Origin of the sequence: Paenibacillus kobensis NBRC 15729 (assembly GCF_004000825.1) — a bacterium.
Taxonomy (GTDB): Bacteria; Bacillota; Bacilli; order Paenibacillales; family Paenibacillaceae; genus Paenibacillus_T; species Paenibacillus_T kobensis.
Genome location: NZ_BILZ01000017.1, coordinates 24,037 through 40,555, shown reverse-complemented (window position 1 = coordinate 40,555; position 16,519 = coordinate 24,037). Strand labels below are relative to the sequence as shown.

Here is a 16,519-nt window from a genome sequence, read left to right as displayed (position 1 = left end):
GACAATTAACCAATTATCAGTTATCATCAAATTGTTTACAAAATTCGTCCTGAGGTGATTCCCGCTTGTTAAAAATCCTACCGGTTCATCAGCCCTTGGTACACGGTTACCTTCATCATGCTTATCCACTTTCACTCTTCTCCGCCGATGATCAAAGGCTTAAAAATTGGGCCTTTTCGAATTATCTACAGCTCTATTTTAATAATGATCCGACGGAACGTGACCCAAAACTCAATTTTTATCTTCCTTATAATTGTATTTCTCAGTACACTACTCATCCGCTTTTCACTGTTAACAGAATAACCAAGCAACTTGTGGAAGGTAGCATATTAAATTTTATTCGTGCTGCAATCGAGCAAGAATTTTATGTATACACCTTTGTAGATGAATACTACCTGAGTTACTCCAGCAACTATGAGAGAGAAAATTATGTTCATGATATTTTTATTAATGGATATGATGAAGAGTATGAACAATTAACTGTTTCGGCATTTGATAATAGCAAGATATTTAAAACCTTCAATGTTCCCTATCACGAATTTGTAACCGCCTACAACGCGACGCTGACTATACCTGAGGAAGAAAAATTCAGTTTTTTTGATGAGATCAATTTGTTTAAAGAAAATGAGCATTATAATTACCGATTCGATATTGAATTAGTATATATGCTGCTTTCTGACTACCTCCACGGCAGGAACACTTCTCGACGTCATATCATGATGGGAAACCAAACACAATTTTCCTTCGGGACGAGCACTTACTCCATCTTGTTTGAAATGTTGGAGAACAAAATAGATAGCAGAGCATTCCACATCTTTTGGGAGCATAAAAAATGTGTGGCCCTTTGTCTGGAAGAACTCGAGAAACAGTACGCCCTCAATCTTCAAACGGAGATTCAAACTTACAAAACTATCGAAAGCGACGCATTCATATTAAGAAACTGGCTGCTGAAATTTCAATTTACCGGAAATCAAGAGTTAATCGCAAATATCCGTATAAAGCTCGAGATGATTAAAGACCTAGAAATCAAATGTCTTTCTCGAGTTGTTAGACTAATAGATGACTATCAGGCCTAGATCCAGCCGTTTTCACTTGAGAACACCAATCTCTGTCCCTATATTAGCACCTTTATGATGGACGTTAGTTCTCCTAGGTAAAAGCATAGGGGTATATTTTATGCATGTTTAGGGTAAGCTGACATCGACAAGCATTCGATGCCAGCTTGCCGCCTAGCAGTTTTCATATTGAAGAAATTAAGAGGGTTGATCAAGTAAGCAATTCGCTCAACCCACACGGTCTGTTTCAATACTCACGATAGCGGTCCCTCCATCCCTACGCCGTACTTTTCTCTTCCTCCCCCAGCTTTGCTTCTAATGCATAGTTAGAGACGACTGCCTCGCCCATACCCGTTTGCACCATATACATACTATAGTATCTTCCCTTCAAGTCCATAAGATCTTGGTGATTCCCGCTCTCCTTAATTTCACCTTGATCCAGAACAAGGATCAAATCTGCCGATTTGATCGTCGACATGCGATGTGCGATTAGAATGGTTGTTCTTCCCTCTTTAAGAACCTGAAGTGCATGCTGAATGATTGACTCCGTTTCAGAATCGACGTTGGACGTTGCCTCATCCAAAATCAGTATAGACGGGTCGAACGCTAGGGCTCGTGCGAACGAAATGAGCTGGCGTTGGCCCGACGATAGTGTAGTACCGTTTTCCGTGACAGGTTCCAACAATCCATTCGGAAGCTGATTGATCATCTCCGCTGCACCGACATCCCTCAGGGCCTTTTCAGCTTTTTCCACTGTAATCCGATGTTCCATCAGGGATATATTAGAGTAAATCGTTCCCGTAAACAAAAAGGGATCTTGAAGGACGATGCCCATTTGCGTGCGCAGGTTTTTTACCGGTATATCGCATATATCTCGACCGTCGATGCAAATTGAACCCTTGTTTGCATCATAGTACCGGAGTAGAAGGTTGGCGACTGAACTCTTTCCCGATCCGGTATGTCCTATGAGTGCAATGGTTTGCCCCTCCTTAACCTCGAAAGAAATGCCTTTCAGTACATATTCGTCATCCTTGTAGGCAAACCATACGTCCTCGAATCTTATATTGCCACGATAGCGAGTTTGCAGCTCCGGGGCGACTTCCTGTTGTGCCGGCTCCTCGAAGAGCTCGAATACCCGGTAGGCGGACACAAGTGCCGTTTCCATATTGGACAACTGGTTGATCATGCCCATGATAGGGGATGTCAAGCGGTTAACATAATCAACAAAGGCATACAACACGCCCACCGTGACTACCGATCCTAACCAGTCACCAAAGTAAAACCATATTACTATAACAAATAAAAGATTACGGACAACCTTTACGAGATTATGCGATGTAATGGCGTTTAAATGCAGGAGTTTATTTTGATAGACCCAGTGCTGTTGATTTACACTGTCAAATTGTTTTTGAATAACCTGTTCGCGTCGATATGCCTGAATGATCGGCATCCCTTGAATAGTCTCATTTAATTTGGCATGTATTTTGCCTAATCGGTCCCGGATGACATGATTGTAGTTCTCCGCAAACCGCCGGTACACTATTACCCATACGTAAAGCAGCGGGATCAAGGGCAGAACGATAAGAGCCAGTCTGTAGTTCAAAATGAACAGTGCTGCTACAATGGCAGCCATGTGCATGACAACGGTAAAAAAATTAGCCAGTACTGAAACATACAACTCCCGCACAGCCTCCGTATCGTTGGTGATTCGGGATACGGTTACACCTGCAAGTTGATTATCAAAGTAACGAATGGATAGTCGCTGGAGGCGCTGGAACAGATCTTCCCTCATTTTTTGAATGATGCAGTTTGCTGCACTTTGTAGATAGAACCGCTGTCCGAATATCAACACACTCGACAAAATCAACAAACCAAAGTAATAAAGTGCAAGGTTGAGTAAACTTGAAATCTCCGGCTTAAAAAACGAATACACCTCACTGGCCGACAACAGCTCGGCTGGATAGCGGGTACTCCGGTCTTCGAGCGTCACGATGACGGTTTGGCCAACTCTAGTCCGCTTCCCTTCCAACACTACTGGCTCGTTGATGAACACAAATTGTCCACCTACCTGAAGTATATGTACCTCGTGACCCTTGGCCTCCCCTTCCTTAAAGTGATCCTCCCTTTTGTAAGAGGCACCTCTAAAATTGACCACCTCAGAGCCGGTTGAATGGGTCTCATACCAGGCTTTCTGAATGCCCAGCACATGGGTATCAATCATTTTTTTTGCGATAAAAGGCCCCATCAGTTCCGCATAAATTGCAGCTGACAGCAGCAGAATGGCTAATGCAATCGGTTTCCAGAATATTAAGGCATAATGCAGTAGACGTTTTGCTGCCTTCCGCTTTTCCACCGTTACACCTCCGATTCGCTTTAAATGGTCATGAGTCAAACGAATAACTTTTCTTCATATTGCTGCCGGATATACTGCGCGCTGTACCAGCCTTTCAACGCCATCAACTCATCGTGGGTCCCTTCCTCCGTAATCCGTCCGTCTTCCAGTACAAGAATTCGGTCCGCATGCTGGGTTACAGACATTCGATGGGTTACGATAAATGTGGTTTTTCCTTTTCTGTCCATGCGAATCGCATGAACAATCTCGGATTCGGTATGTGCATCTACAGCAGACAGTGCATCGTCCAAGAGTAATATTTCAGGGTTTGTAATGAGCGCCCTTGCAATGGAGATGCGCTGCTTTTGTCCCCCCGACAAACCAATCCCATTCTCTCCTACTGTTGTATCGAGGCCGAGTGGAAAGGATTGCACATCCCTGACTAAAGCGGTTTGTTCAAGGACGAGTTGCAATTCTTCCTCCGTCCCCTGGTCGCGACCAAACCATATATTGTCCCTTATCGTGGACGAAAATATATAGGACTGCTGCGGCACATAGCCGATCCATGACCTTAATTGGGATATAGGTATTCCTTCGATTGGAACTCCAGAAATTGAGATCGAACCACTTCTTAACGTAAATTCCCTGAGAAGTTGTCTAAGCAGGGTTGTCTTCCCGCTCCCTGTGCGTCCAACTATGCCGATAGTCTTTCCGTGAACCACCTTAAACGTTACGTCCTTAAGATTATCAAAGGGGGTGGAAGGGTATCGAAAAGTGACGCGGTCAAATGCGATATCCTGCGGTGTCTCCACGCTACTCGTTACAGCCAAATCTTGCACATCTGGCTCGAATCCCATAGTTTCTTCTAGACGTTCAAGAGAAGCCTTCCCTCTTTGCATAATATTCACCACTTCGCCAACCGCGAACATTGGCCAGATGAGCATGCCAAGAAAAACATTAAAGGATACCAGATCTCCCAACGTTATTTCACTGTTAAAAACAAGATACCCCCCATAGGCCAGTCCAATAACGTAACTCAGGCCGATAAACCCCTTTGTAGTCGGCTCGATTAATGAGTCGACTCTCGCTACAGCAATATTGCAATCCCTAACTTTTTTTGTAATGCTGCTGAATATTGATGCGGACGCCTCTTCTTGAACGAATGCCCTAACGACACGAGCCCCGCTCACCGCCTCCAAAACATAGCTGTTCATTTGTCCAAATGCCGTTTGAACGGCTTTAAATCTTTGATGCAGCCGACTTCCATAGGCCTTTAGTAAAATGGCCATCACAGGAAGAGGCAACAACGATACCAATGTCAATTTAGCACTGACAGTAACCAGCATCATAATAAGAATAGTGAGCATAAAGACGCTTGCATCAAACAACGTAACAATCCCATAACCAACCGTTGTCGAGATGGATTGTACATCGTTAGTTGCCAAAGCCATCAAATCACCGCTGTTTTTTTTCTGGTAGAAAGACGGATTCATTCGCATAAAATGCCCTATCAATCGGGTCCGAAAGACCCGCTCTAATAGGTAGGCGCTACCGAACAATTTGTACCACCATACTGCTGTTGCCAAATATCCTAGAATGGTAACGCCAAACCAGGCAGCGATGGTTCCATAGAAACGAGCCCCACCAAGCGTCCCTTGGTTAATACCATCTATGGTATAACCGATGAGCTTGGGAGGTACGACGTCAATTACTCCGACTACTGTCAGAAGAAAGATGGACAGCGTGTACATCTTCCAATTCGCTTTAAAAAACCAGCCGAGTTTCTTCAGAACGGTAAACACTCGCTCGATCTCTCCTATCTCGGACGTCATTGTCGCTAAGATATAACTATTGGCCGGAATGACTCCAAGTACCGCAAGTCGTCCCTAACGACAGCACAATCTTCATGGGTCAGGACGATTTCCGCAGCGGAATCAAAGCTTGTCACCGATTTCGATACTTGCTCGCCAACTTGCACTTTCCATTCGAGAAGGTACTGGCTTTTCAAATCCGGCTCCATCCGCTCACGAATAATTCCTTCTTTCGTTTTAGGGAAATAAATCCATGCCGCTCCGTGCCTTCGTTGGATTGAAACCGTCAATGGAAGTCCCAATTCAATTCGGTAAGCAATCTCATTTAGATCGACTCCTAAACCCTGTTTTAAAGCTACTGGAATTTTGCCTCCTGGTGGCCGGGCCGCAACTTCAATAAAAACGACGCCCCCACTTTCATCTACGAAAACTTCCAGATGTGTGACGCAATCCATCGTTGTGAGCGTACGAAGTACCTCTGCATTAACGTACAAGATTTCATTACGGAGATGGTCTTCTTCTTCGAGTAAAATACTGCCCAGAGCCTGCCCATTAACAAAACCCAGACAAGGTGCAGTATATCGGCTTACTTCCGCAAACTTTATTTCGCCATCGACAATGACGGAGTCACAATGATAGAGCGTCCCAGTTATCCGCTCCTCAAATTCATAGTGCGATTCGTCCGTATTCGAACGTATAAATTCAATCAGTGATTGTTCAGAAGGCAATTCATAAGTGTTCTTGCTCCCCATGCCATCAGTCGGCTTCACGATAATGGGAAATCCGAGTATATCCTTTACACGCTTCACGGTGACATCTGCAGGCTCGGACGAATCCCACGGGATAAACTTTGGCAACCGGACATTTGACCGGGCTAGCCTCTCCTTCATAATCAGTTTGTCTCGAAACGGTCTAATTTGATCAGGAACCGGCCCCTCAATTGCATACTTTTCCCGCAGAGCGGCAACCATGAGAAGATTAGATTCGTCAATGCATACGAGACGCAGATTTTTGGGGCTCTTTGCCAGCGATAGCTCTTCCCTCACCAGCCGGTCAGCCTCTTCATAAGTGTAAGATTTGACCACTACTATACGATCGAACAATTTTAGATACGATTTTGGAAATTTAGCGTAGTACCGTTCGTCCAGCATAAATACAAAGCGATACTGCTCGGGATTATAGTACTGATGAAGATTTCCTTTTTCGTACGGAAGTTGCTCAAGTACCAGAATTGTTTGCTTTCCGCTCATGGCATACCCACTCCCATTGCCATAGTTATTTGCCTACTATAGCCGACCCAAGACGAATCCAGGTTGATCCTTCTTCGATCGCAATTTCAAAGTCGTTGGACATTCCCATGGACAGGTGAGGCACTGCATAATCAAAGATGCCTCTAGCGTTAATTTCATCCCGAAGTTGCCGAAGAGCTTTGAATACCGGCCTGGCATCTTCTGGCCGGGTTTCATGAGGGGCCATAGTCATTAAACCCATTACTTGAATTTGCTTAAACTTCCGTAGCGTTTCAGCGAATGCCATAACTTGGTCTGGGGCCATCCCTTGTTTGGTCGCTTCTCCAGATACATTGACCTGCAAGAAGCATTTCACCGTAATGCCGAGTTGAGCCGCCTTCTTCTCGATTTCCTGAGCAAGCGAAATGCGATCCATCGAATGAATATACTCAAATTTCCCTAAAACATCCTTAACTTTATTGGTTTGCAAATGGCCGATGAAGTGCCAGGTGCCGTTATTGCCGAGCCGTTCCCACTTCTCTTGTGCATCCTGCCAGCGACTCTCGCCGACATGACGGATATGCTCGAGAACTTCCTTCATGTTCTCAATCGAACCGTATTTGGTGACTGCAATGACATTGACTTCCTCTTCCGTTCTACCGCAACGCATCAACGCTTGCTTTATTCGGCTGGATACCAGTTCGACTCTTTCATTCAAATTTAATGCGTCCATAGTCATCCCCTCAACTCGATGCTTTAAGTGGACCTTCTCAGGCTTGATTTTTCAATGATTTGTTGATAAAACTCTTCACCGCCCAATGCAGTGGCCCACAGTTCAATAGAACCTCTATGATTCCAGTAGTCGATTCCGCTAACATGCCATTGTTGGAAAAGAAATTTACTTTTTTCAGTGATAAATTCTTTTTGTTTCCTTTTATGTTCGACTTTCACGGAGAGAAATCTCTCCATTAATTGATGGTAAGCTTCCGTCCCCCTAGACGTTCCACTTAATTCTTTACCAATCTTCTTCCTCTTCTCTTCCAACTCGTCCATCGTTCCTGCGAGCGTCGGAAATTTTTCGATATATACTTGGGTGCGTTCATCCGCTCCGATCAGGCAGCGTTCCAAAACTCGTTTGGCTTCCGCGGATTTCGCTCGGGCCAGCCTTGGAAAATCGCGTGCATGAATGATTTCGCAGCCAAACTCTTTTTGCAGAAAAGGGGGAAGCCTAAACAAAAAGTCTGCCTGTTCCATTGCCCCGTATACATCAAAATCGACCATGATCACTTTGTTGATGCCATTCGGGTTGTTCTTGCGGGCATCTTGCCTATAAAGCAAATCAGCGTATTGATCTACTACGCGCATGTAAGGGGATCCCATCATTGGCATCGTAACGGCGTTGCCGCTCGATTGATTGCGAATTTGCATCATGAGAGGAATTGCTTTTCCGACAATGCTTTCAATTTGACATTTTGTACTTAGATCAAGCACATCCAGCCAGGGATCCGAGGATAAAGTAATTTCAGCATCATTGAAATGTAATTTCCCCTCCCGATAGACGAAAGGGTATCTACACAATTGACCATTAACCCGTTTAACGCCATAAAACGGAAGCCCCCCCGATTTCGTATCGATAGGCGTGATAGAGCTTCCACATGATTGTAGAGCGGCATTGTAAGCAGTCGAGTAGCGGCCATAATCGGCCAAGTAATCGATAAAAAATGAAAATCGATCCCGGTTCTTTGGAGAAACCCGAAAATATTCAAAGGTAGAGGAGAATTCAACAGCGGATCCGTAACGTTTTCGCATCCAGGCAACAATACTACCGGAAAGCGTGCGGGTGGAGTCAGACTCTACCGCCTCTTCAAAATCGCTCTTCCAGCGGTCAATAAGTCGATTTAAGTTGTTCATCTGCTGATCCGTTACGATGAATTGGCGCATATCCAATTTGACGGCATCGAACAATTCCCTCATAGGCTGAACGATTTCCCTGGTATCAACGCCGGCTGCAATTCGGAATCCGTTACCGACACGGCCACTCCCTACAACCGCCAGTTTGTCGTAGACCCCCCATTGATCCATCAACTGATCCGTGGGCAGTTCCATCGCCGCGGAAATACCGGATAATTTCATCCCTTGCCAACGTTCCAATAGTTTGACGGGGAAGGATTCATGACGTCCAAGATATCTGTAGTAGAAAAGGTTCGGCGAATAGTTACGAAAGCCGTCGCTTCGGTTGTAAAACCATTTCAACGTTGACGGATCTTCCAAGGAAAGTTCTTCATCGTGGAATACCGTGTCGGTATCATGGATGAGATGGACGATTGACTTTTGTTGGTGTCGCCATACATCAAGCTTGGCCCATGTATCCCAGAACGGCGTGCAGTTCTGATCAATTGAAACAACTGCTTGTTCCAAGTAGTTCACCCTCTTTTTACAACTGTTATCTTGCGCTTGTCCATCTTCCATTTCAAGTATGCCATGAGGCTCACTGTAATGCAGTCGGTTTTCGTATAGCTTGAACAGACAACACGTCGCAATGGGCGTCAATAAACAGGCCGTACACCTCCAGTGAAGCTTAAATTATTTAGTGAAGGGCTTCAATAAATGAAGAGAGTTCCCTGATTGTACGGTGCCGGTAGACGGCAAGATCGACTGGGCGTTTTGCAATTTCTTCAATACCAATGTCGATCATTACAGACAGAAGGGATGTTCCCCCAAGGCTAAAGAAATCGTCGTCAATCCCGAATGTCCTGCCGTCAATGCCAAGAACCCTTGACCATAGCTTCAACAATGCGGTTTGAAGCGGGCTGGTCGCTTCTTCCATATACCGGTCAGTATTCAAAAATGGGTCCCGAAGACTCTTCCGATCGACCTTGCCGTTGCTCGTAAGAGGGATCTGGTCAATCCAAATCAATAATGAAGGAACCATGTAACTCGGCAATTTTTTGGGTAGATGCTGCTTCAACTCCTCGTCAAAAGGAACCTCCGATTCGTAATAAGCACATAAATGTTGTTTGTCATAGCGGTCTTTCTTTAGTACGACAACCGCTTTGTTAACGCCCTGGTACTGCCGGAGAACACTTTCGATCTCTTCAAGCTCGACACGGAAGCCTCGTATTTTGACTTGGTAATCAATTCTGCCAAGATAGTACAGCGTTCCGTCCTCTGCAAGTCGGCCTAGATCTCCGGTTTTATATAGAACGTCCGTTTCCATCTCCGGATAAGGATTCGGAACAAAAGCCTCTTGGGTTCGTTTAATATTATGCAAATACCCCGCGCCAAGGCAGTCTCCCGTTATATAAACCTCCCCAATGGCACCGATCGGTACTAGATTTCGATCGGCACTTAACAACAATGCCTTCACATTGCTGATCGGTTTGCCGATCGGAATAACTCCCTTAGCCTCCGCTCCCGTCACTTTATGGTAGATGCACGCGATGGTTGCCTCTGTCGGTCCGTAGAAATTGATGATTCGAATGGCCGACATTCTCTTTTGAAAACGATAAACCGTCTCAGGAACAATTTCCTCGCCGCCAATTAAAATGATTGTCAAAGAAGAGAGTTTCTTATACAGCTCAGGATTGGTCTCCAATTGACTTACGATGACATCAAATATCGAAGGAACAAACGTCATAATCGCTATTTGATATTTCTCTATATCTTCGCATATGCGCTCAGCCTTCAACGTTAGATTATGCTTCGGAATGACAACCGCGCCGCCTGTCGTCAGTGGCCAAAACATCTGCCATACCGATCCGTCAACGGTAGGCTGAATGATTTGGTATGTTCTTCTCGAGCTTTCCCATCCAAGGTAGTGATTGCGCCAATTGAACGAATTCAAGATTCCCTTGTGAAGATTAATGGCCCCTTTGGGCTTACCAGTCGATCCTGAAGTATATATCACATAAATCGGATCGTTCAGATCGATTACCACATCGGGATTAGTCGTTCGTTCATCGGAGCGCAACGATACACAGATCTGCTTTTGATTGAAGTGCGAAGCTGTTTCCCGGCATTCTTCATGCACCAAAATCAAATCACATCCGACTTCCTCCAAAATCATTCCAATCCTATCCAGTGGCCAAGAAACGTCCAACGGCACAAAAGCGGCCCCGGACTTCATAATGGCAAGTTCAGCTATGACGACGTCAACACTTCTTCTCATAAGGATTGGAACAAAGCATCCCTTTCCTATTCCCTGTGCGATCAAGAGATCCGCATAATAATTCGCGGAGTTGTTTATCTCCGCGTAGGTAATTGCTTTCCCTTCATAATATACGGCAGTTAGACTCCCGTCTCGAGCAGCTTGTTCTTGTATCCGGTGGAAGATCGGCCTAGAGTCAGAATGGCTCTTACTTGTGTCGTTAAAGCCGAAGATTAATGTTTGCTTTTCCAGAGGATTGATTGCTTCAAATAAAGCGAGTCTGCTTTCCGTTTTTTGCGGCACTTCCTCCAATATATGAATATAATTTTTCAGCATCCGCTCAATAAATAACGGATTCAGCGTGGAACCATGCTCGAATTCTGCGTACCAAGCCTCCGCGGCATAACCGATGTCAATAGAGAGCGGACAAGTTTTCGGTAGATGTCTTAACCGGTCGGACCAGGTACCTCCCTCATTCGCCCCGGAGTAACAGAAGGCTGTCTCAAATAGCGTCTTTTCCCCGACACTTGCCGCTTCATTCGCCAGCCATTTTTCCATGAGCCGCCTGTGTCCTGACAGATTTGTCCGTGCAATATTCAGCGAAGAATTTACCTCTAACGCGAGATCAGAGAATGTTTTTCCTGATTCCGGGAAACTCCTTAAAGATACGATGTTTTCTGCTTCCACATCTTCAGAAGTGTCCCCCTGGCCCTCGGTTAGTACCCCTACCAGAAGATCGTGCTGAGAAGTATATCGAGATAGTAAAAGGAAGTAGGCAGCCAGCAGTACAGCTTCCACCGCACAATCGATCGCCTCGGCAGTTTGTACGACCTTTTGCATACACGCAAGATCAATAGTTACCGTCGCCCTGTAACGGACAGTGTCCGGCTGGACGGTTTTGTCATAAGGGAGATTCAGGAGAGAGGTCGCATCAGCGTACATTCTTTCCCATAGACATTCAGCATGATCTGTCAGATATATATCCTTCCATTGTTTCATTGCATGCATTTCCCCTTACGTCATTATGAACTGGGATGGTCTAACAACGTACATACCGCCGTCTGACCAAGTCATACGGCGGTTGCAATTCTATATTCTTTTATACAGTTTGAGGCACTCTTTCCGAGTCGGACATGGATACAATAAAATCATCAATGATCCAGTGAATCAGAGCCTTTCCCCCATCGGTCAAAGCAAAGACATCCGAGGCCTCATCCGACTGCTCCAACATCCCCCACTGTATATTGTTTGATAAAAACGTATTGAACGGACGTTCCAAACCACTTGCTTGTATCTCTGTTTCGATTAATTTGCGATTGAATTGCTGCATCGTGCGAAGAACCCGGCAAAACCGAAAGATGAATGCGTCCTTTTCGTCAAGCGCCTTAAAAGTAGTAATGGGGAGCTGCCCGTCCTCGATACTGCCGCTCCATTTTTTAAGATCCTTGCTGTTCTGGTAGTAAAAATCTAGGCTCTGACTGAAAGCACCTTGACCCACCCCTATGTAAGGGGTTACGGTCGTCCAATTGCGCATATGCTGCTCCCATGATGGAACACTCCTATTTCCTTGCGATTTGATCCACCATCCCAGCGGTGTTTCGGTATACCCATATTCGGTAAGCACTTTCTTCCCAATAAAATACTTCCACCTTGCATTCATCTCATCCCCGAAAAGCTCGCGATTTTTTATAAAGGCCTTCTTGTTTACAGTTCTTTCCCTGACCTCAAGTCGATACAAGGTTATTGAAGGCACGCCGGAAGAAGCTACTCGACTAACCGTATCCAACCAAGATTCATTCGACTGTTCCGGGTATCCATAAAGGAGATCGACGTTTATCATCTCGAACTCTCCCAGAGAAGATTTAACGACAGCCAGAGCCTCGTCACCGCTAAGGGGCATATTGGCCGCTTTTCGGATTGCATTATCCAAAGATTGCACGCCCATGCTCAATCGGGTAACGCCGTTTCGTTTCATAATATCCATTTTATTATGTGTCAGGGTACCGACAGAAGCTTCGCATGATATGCTGCTCTTATCTGCCAATCGGAACTTGCCAATTACACTTGATAAGTACTGATCGAACATCTCTTCATCCAGCACGGTGGGTGTCCCTCCACCGAAATACACAGATGTTACATTCTTACGCGCTGCTCCCAGGTCCATAAGCAAATCAATCTCGCACAGAAGCTGTTCGATGTATTTTCTCCTGACATTTGTATCCGTGGATACGCTATAGGCCAAATCGCAGAAACTACACAGCATAGCGCACCAAGGAACTCCTGCGTAAAAGCCGATACTGCTCGCTTTGTCTATACTGTTGGAGAGAATTGAGGTATGTCCCGAAGTTTCAAGCGAATACGCCTCTTTACGATCATACAGCCTGACGATATTGTTGAATAAATGCGTCGAAGCGTCTTTATGGTCGAAATAATCGATAGGTAATTTTGAAAATGCATGGTTCATTTCTTGTTTGGCACTTTCAAACAGCATTTCATTATTCATTAATTTTCACTCCTTTTCAAATATTTTTCAAGATACTTTCAGATCCCGGACTCTTAGTTCGGCTTGCAGGTTATGACGAATCTTATAATCGATGTATAATGTATGTCACTCGCTTACTTGACGGCCATGTTCTCGATCTGGTAATCAATTTTATCGGACAGTGTATACGTAACGTGACCGTCTTCATGACGGAATGTGTGGTAATACGTATTTTTGAGGATGACGCCTTCGCCCCAGTAATTTTTAACCATTTCAAGGAACTCCTCGTCAACCGCGGCGAAACTTTTCAAATAATGTTCCATGTCTTCCCATCTGATTTCCTTCAATTGTTTACGGCTGAAGTGCCTGTATATGTCACCGATTGTAGGCAGTTTATATTTAAAAATATGCCCCTCTCTTTCGACCGTATCCAATGGAGGAATGTGTACGCATGCAAACGGAATTCCTTTCACTTTGGCATGATCATGTAGTTGCTCCATAATCGATTTCAGGGCCGCGTCATCAGCCGATTGCACATCTTTAATCTCTTCTTCCCCATAAATACTCATTAATTGACTGGCCTTGTCTCTATCCATTCGCTCCACAATATTAAACACATTGCTCTTGTAAGCTTCTCTCATACCTAGCATGCAGGCATATGTGCACATCGATCCAGTGGATCTATTGATCAATTCGAGCAGCGCCTTCAATTCGTTAATGTCATCCAAATATGGAACGATCGGTGACAGGTGGATTGATACTGGAATTCCATGATCATGAAGCTCCTTAGCAATGTTAATTCGCTCCTCTACACTGCATGTAAAAGGCTCCAGTTCCGCCAATCTGTTAGGCGAAGCAATCGTAATCGAGACCTCAACAAGCCCCTTTTCGGCCATCCTCGACAGAAGATCGATGTCCCTCAGGATTAGAGGCGATCTTGTTATGATAAAGATGGGGGTTTCGGTTTCCAAAAAGATAGGAAGCGCTTTTCGCATTAACTGCTTCTTTTTCTCTAAAGGCTGATAGATGTCTGCCTTCGGACCTACATATACAATTCCTTTCTCTCGGAGATTGAGCAGATCTTCTCTTAGATAATCAAATATATCTTCGAAGGCTGTAACCTTCCCCATTTTATCGCCGCTACGGTATACACAGTATTTGCAGTCAAAATAACAGTTTTCATAAAGATCAATATGGTATTTCCAATGGTGTGAACGCAGATTACCCAAATCATTTTGATAGCGCTTTAACGCCTTTAGCTGCGTCTTCAACAATCCATTCCCCTTCTTTCTGCTATTTATTTGGCCACTCACCTTGAAATACGAAAGTGGCATCGCCTAAAACCTCCACCCCATGCTGCAGATCAACATTCACCTTTAAAGTCCCCTTCTGGAAATGAATATCGATCATTCCTTCGATTCCGAACCGCTCTTTCAGAACCACAGCCACGGCGCAAGCTCCCGTTCCACAAGAAAGCGTCTCCCCGGTACCCCCTCTTTCCCAGGGACGGACTCTAGCTGAAGACCCGCCCTGCCATTTAACGAACATGACATTTGTTGTAGTCGGGAAGCGTGGATGATGTTCCAAGATCGGACCGATGTGCGTGACCGGATAGTTGTCAAGATCTTGAACGAAGACTATCGCATGGAATGTTCCCATTTGGAGATAGGTGAGATCAATCCTCTCCTCTTCGAAAGAGAGTGTTTCTACAATAGTAGTGCCAGGGGGGTATGCAAAAACAGGCTGACCGATATTTAAAATGAAACGACTTTCTGATCGCCTGACAGACTGGATGCCGACCTTAGTTGAAAGATTAATAGAGTCGTTAACGAAAGCTCCACGGTCATGCAAAAACCTTGAAACGCAAAACATCGCATTACCACACATAGGAGCTTCGCAACCGTCAGGGTTAACAATTTGGACAGAATAATCCGTATCCACACCTGAGGAAAGCAAAATAAGGTCATCAGCGCCAATCCCCATTCTTCTGTCGCATAGGACCGGCGCCAAGTCAATCAGGGCCGACTGATCAAAGGATTGATGTAGGAGATCGATTAATATGTAATCATTCCCAAGCGATTGCATTTTACTAAACAGTAAATTCATCCCTATGCTCCCATCAATGTAAATGAAGCGACCAAATCCCGAATTTCCTCGTCAATACTACCGGCAATTTGGGGACCGGCAAATTCGGCGATTTGGTCCATCAAGTCCTCCCAATCCATTTCACAAGGATAGCGTTCATTTATGGCGGATTTAACATAGAGAAACCAATTGATGACCATCAACAAACTATAAACTTCTTTCCGGTCCATCCAAAACGGCTTCCATTTTTCCACCTGTTTGTCCCGATCCGTTTCCGCTACAATCTTGTCGGCAACGTCGTAAACTTGTTGATGCAGAGCATTGTAATATCGCATGAAAACTCGATTAACGCGTTCGATCCATATGGCTGGTACGTCGTGAAAGTACCCTCTTAAAATGGATTCGAAAGGTGCAGTTTCAATAACGTGGTGCAACGGGAATTTTTTTACGTACCACGGGTGCATCAGCCCCGCGGACAAGTTAAAAAATGCACTGGCCAAATCTCTTATAACTTGCAAGGACTTTTCAATGTCAGTGCATTCGTCGAGCGGTCTTGATGAATCAAGATCAATTAGGTATACCTCGTCCGTCTCCAAGCAATAATCGTAGTTATCCAGTGATCCGGAATAGCGATAAAAGCCTGCCTCATGAAACTTCCTCAAGGTCCTGCCATACTTTTCAGAAAAAAATGAAATTAAAGACAAACTTAAGTTATCTGAATCATCAAGATTCAACTTTTTACCCAGCTCGATCACAAAATCTCGCTCTTCTTGTGTTTGGGGACTGCTGAAAGGCCAATGATTGTTCATTGGGTTTGCAAAGTCTTTCTCGTTATCGTAACGATAAGCGCAATCGGCTCGGAAGGGATTCGATTTGGGGATACCTGTAATTACTACTGCCAAACTGGATTCGCCGTGGGAGCCATTAAAACTTTGATGATATCGGTATAAACGTATGGGCACGACTGCCGGACAACCGCTTTCCCAAAGGCGAAGTGAAATGTCATATTCAGTACGAGCTCGGGAATATTCTAGGCCGCCAAGTGGAGCCTGTTCACTTTCGACGAGCCTAAACTTCCCTTCTCTCGAAAAGCCAAGGTGGGGGAAAATTCTGTTAAAATAGAGGGACGTCGGTTTTGTAATGTTGAATTGGTCATCACAGTAGCCGATTCCTTTCAGCTTTATCGAGTGAATCTTAACAGAGTTGCCGGCATTGAAAACTTCAATAGGCTTATCCAATTGTAGCCACCCCGTACGACCGGGACGATAAAATGGCGGAATCTTTTCCCACCCTACATATTGATCTAGTACGTTGAGAAGATCGTTCTCCCCTCTTAAAAGCTCCCACGTTGACAACAGGGTGTATTCCACAGCACATT

General features: G+C 44.8%; 11 protein-coding genes. 1 reads left to right on the top strand and 10 read right to left on the bottom strand.

Annotated features, from left to right (window positions below; genetic code table 11):
• Positions 1-65 precede the first annotated feature (65 nt).
• Positions 66-1,076: a hypothetical protein gene (locus PKO01S_RS12220; RefSeq protein WP_127531628.1), complete on the top strand. Its 1,011-nt coding sequence runs from the start codon at positions 66-68 to the stop codon at positions 1,074-1,076.
• A 256-nt stretch (positions 1,077-1,332) separates the two neighbouring features.
• Here the strand turns inward: PKO01S_RS12220 and PKO01S_RS12215 are convergent, their stop codons facing one another.
• The 10 genes from PKO01S_RS12215 to PKO01S_RS12170 all read right to left on the bottom strand — a co-directional run bounded on the left by PKO01S_RS12215 (position 1,333) and on the right by PKO01S_RS12170 (position 16,511).
• Positions 1,333-3,408 carry an ABC transporter ATP-binding protein gene (locus tag PKO01S_RS12215; protein WP_246070547.1) on the bottom strand — a complete coding sequence of 692 codons (2,076 nt, stop codon included), beginning with the start codon at positions 3,406-3,408 and terminating at the stop codon, positions 1,333-1,335.
• Positions 3,409-3,443: 35 nt separating this feature from the next.
• Positions 3,444-5,189 carry an ABC transporter ATP-binding protein gene (locus tag PKO01S_RS12210; RefSeq protein WP_127531627.1) on the bottom strand — a complete coding sequence of 582 codons (1,746 nt, stop codon included), beginning with the start codon at positions 5,187-5,189 and terminating at the stop codon, positions 3,444-3,446.
• A gap of 35 nt (positions 5,190-5,224) precedes the next feature.
• Positions 5,225-6,448 (bottom strand): ATP-grasp domain-containing protein, encoded by a 1,224-nt coding sequence (locus PKO01S_RS12205; protein ID WP_127531626.1) that lies wholly within the window; start codon positions 6,446-6,448, stop codon positions 5,225-5,227.
• Positions 6,449-6,473: 25 nt separating this feature from the next.
• Positions 6,474-7,160 carry a YggS family pyridoxal phosphate-dependent enzyme gene (locus PKO01S_RS12200; protein WP_127531625.1) on the bottom strand — a complete coding sequence of 229 codons (687 nt, stop codon included), beginning with the start codon at positions 7,158-7,160 and terminating at the stop codon, positions 6,474-6,476.
• A 23-nt stretch (positions 7,161-7,183) separates the two neighbouring features.
• Complete coding sequence (locus PKO01S_RS12195) at positions 7,184-8,845, bottom strand: hypothetical protein (RefSeq protein WP_127531624.1); 1,662 nt, start codon at positions 8,843-8,845, stop codon at positions 7,184-7,186.
• Positions 8,846-9,014: 169 nt separating this feature from the next.
• On the bottom strand, positions 9,015-11,573 hold the full coding sequence (locus PKO01S_RS12190) for a non-ribosomal peptide synthetase (protein WP_164779585.1): 2,559 nt from the start codon (positions 11,571-11,573) through the stop codon (positions 9,015-9,017).
• A gap of 100 nt (positions 11,574-11,673) precedes the next feature.
• Positions 11,674-13,077, bottom strand: a complete 1,404-nt coding sequence (locus tag PKO01S_RS12185) for a coproporphyrinogen-III oxidase family protein (protein WP_127531622.1) — start codon at positions 13,075-13,077, stop codon at positions 11,674-11,676.
• Positions 13,078-13,190: 113 nt separating this feature from the next.
• Entirely contained in the window at positions 13,191-14,327 is a 1,137-nt protein-coding gene (locus PKO01S_RS12180; protein WP_164779584.1) for an SPL family radical SAM protein, read from the bottom strand.
• A 22-nt stretch (positions 14,328-14,349) separates the two neighbouring features.
• Positions 14,350-15,162 (bottom strand): diaminopimelate epimerase, encoded by an 813-nt coding sequence (gene dapF, locus PKO01S_RS12175; RefSeq protein WP_127531620.1) that lies wholly within the window; start codon positions 15,160-15,162, stop codon positions 14,350-14,352.
• Positions 15,163-15,164: 2 nt separating this feature from the next.
• The gene (locus PKO01S_RS12170) at positions 15,165-16,511 is read right to left on the bottom strand and encodes a hypothetical protein (RefSeq protein ID WP_127531619.1); all 1,347 of its coding nucleotides are present in this window, start codon (positions 16,509-16,511) and stop codon (positions 15,165-15,167) included.
• Positions 16,512-16,519: the final 8 nt, after the last annotated feature.

Coding starts and splice junctions, on each gene's coding strand:
- PKO01S_RS12200 (WP_127531625.1), bottom strand. CDS start 7,160: ATGGACGCATTAAATTTGAATGAAAGAGTCGAACTGGTATCCAGCCGA.
- PKO01S_RS12185 (WP_127531622.1), bottom strand. CDS start 13,077: ATGAATAATGAAATGCTGTTTGAAAGTGCCAAACAAGAAATGAACCAT.
- PKO01S_RS12205 (WP_127531626.1), bottom strand. CDS start 6,448: ATGAGCGGAAAGCAAACAATTCTGGTACTTGAGCAACTTCCGTACGAA.
- dapF (WP_127531620.1), bottom strand. CDS start 15,162: ATGAATTTACTGTTTAGTAAAATGCAATCGCTTGGGAATGATTACATA.
- PKO01S_RS12190 (WP_164779585.1), bottom strand. CDS start 11,573: ATGAAACAATGGAAGGATATATATCTGACAGATCATGCTGAATGTCTA.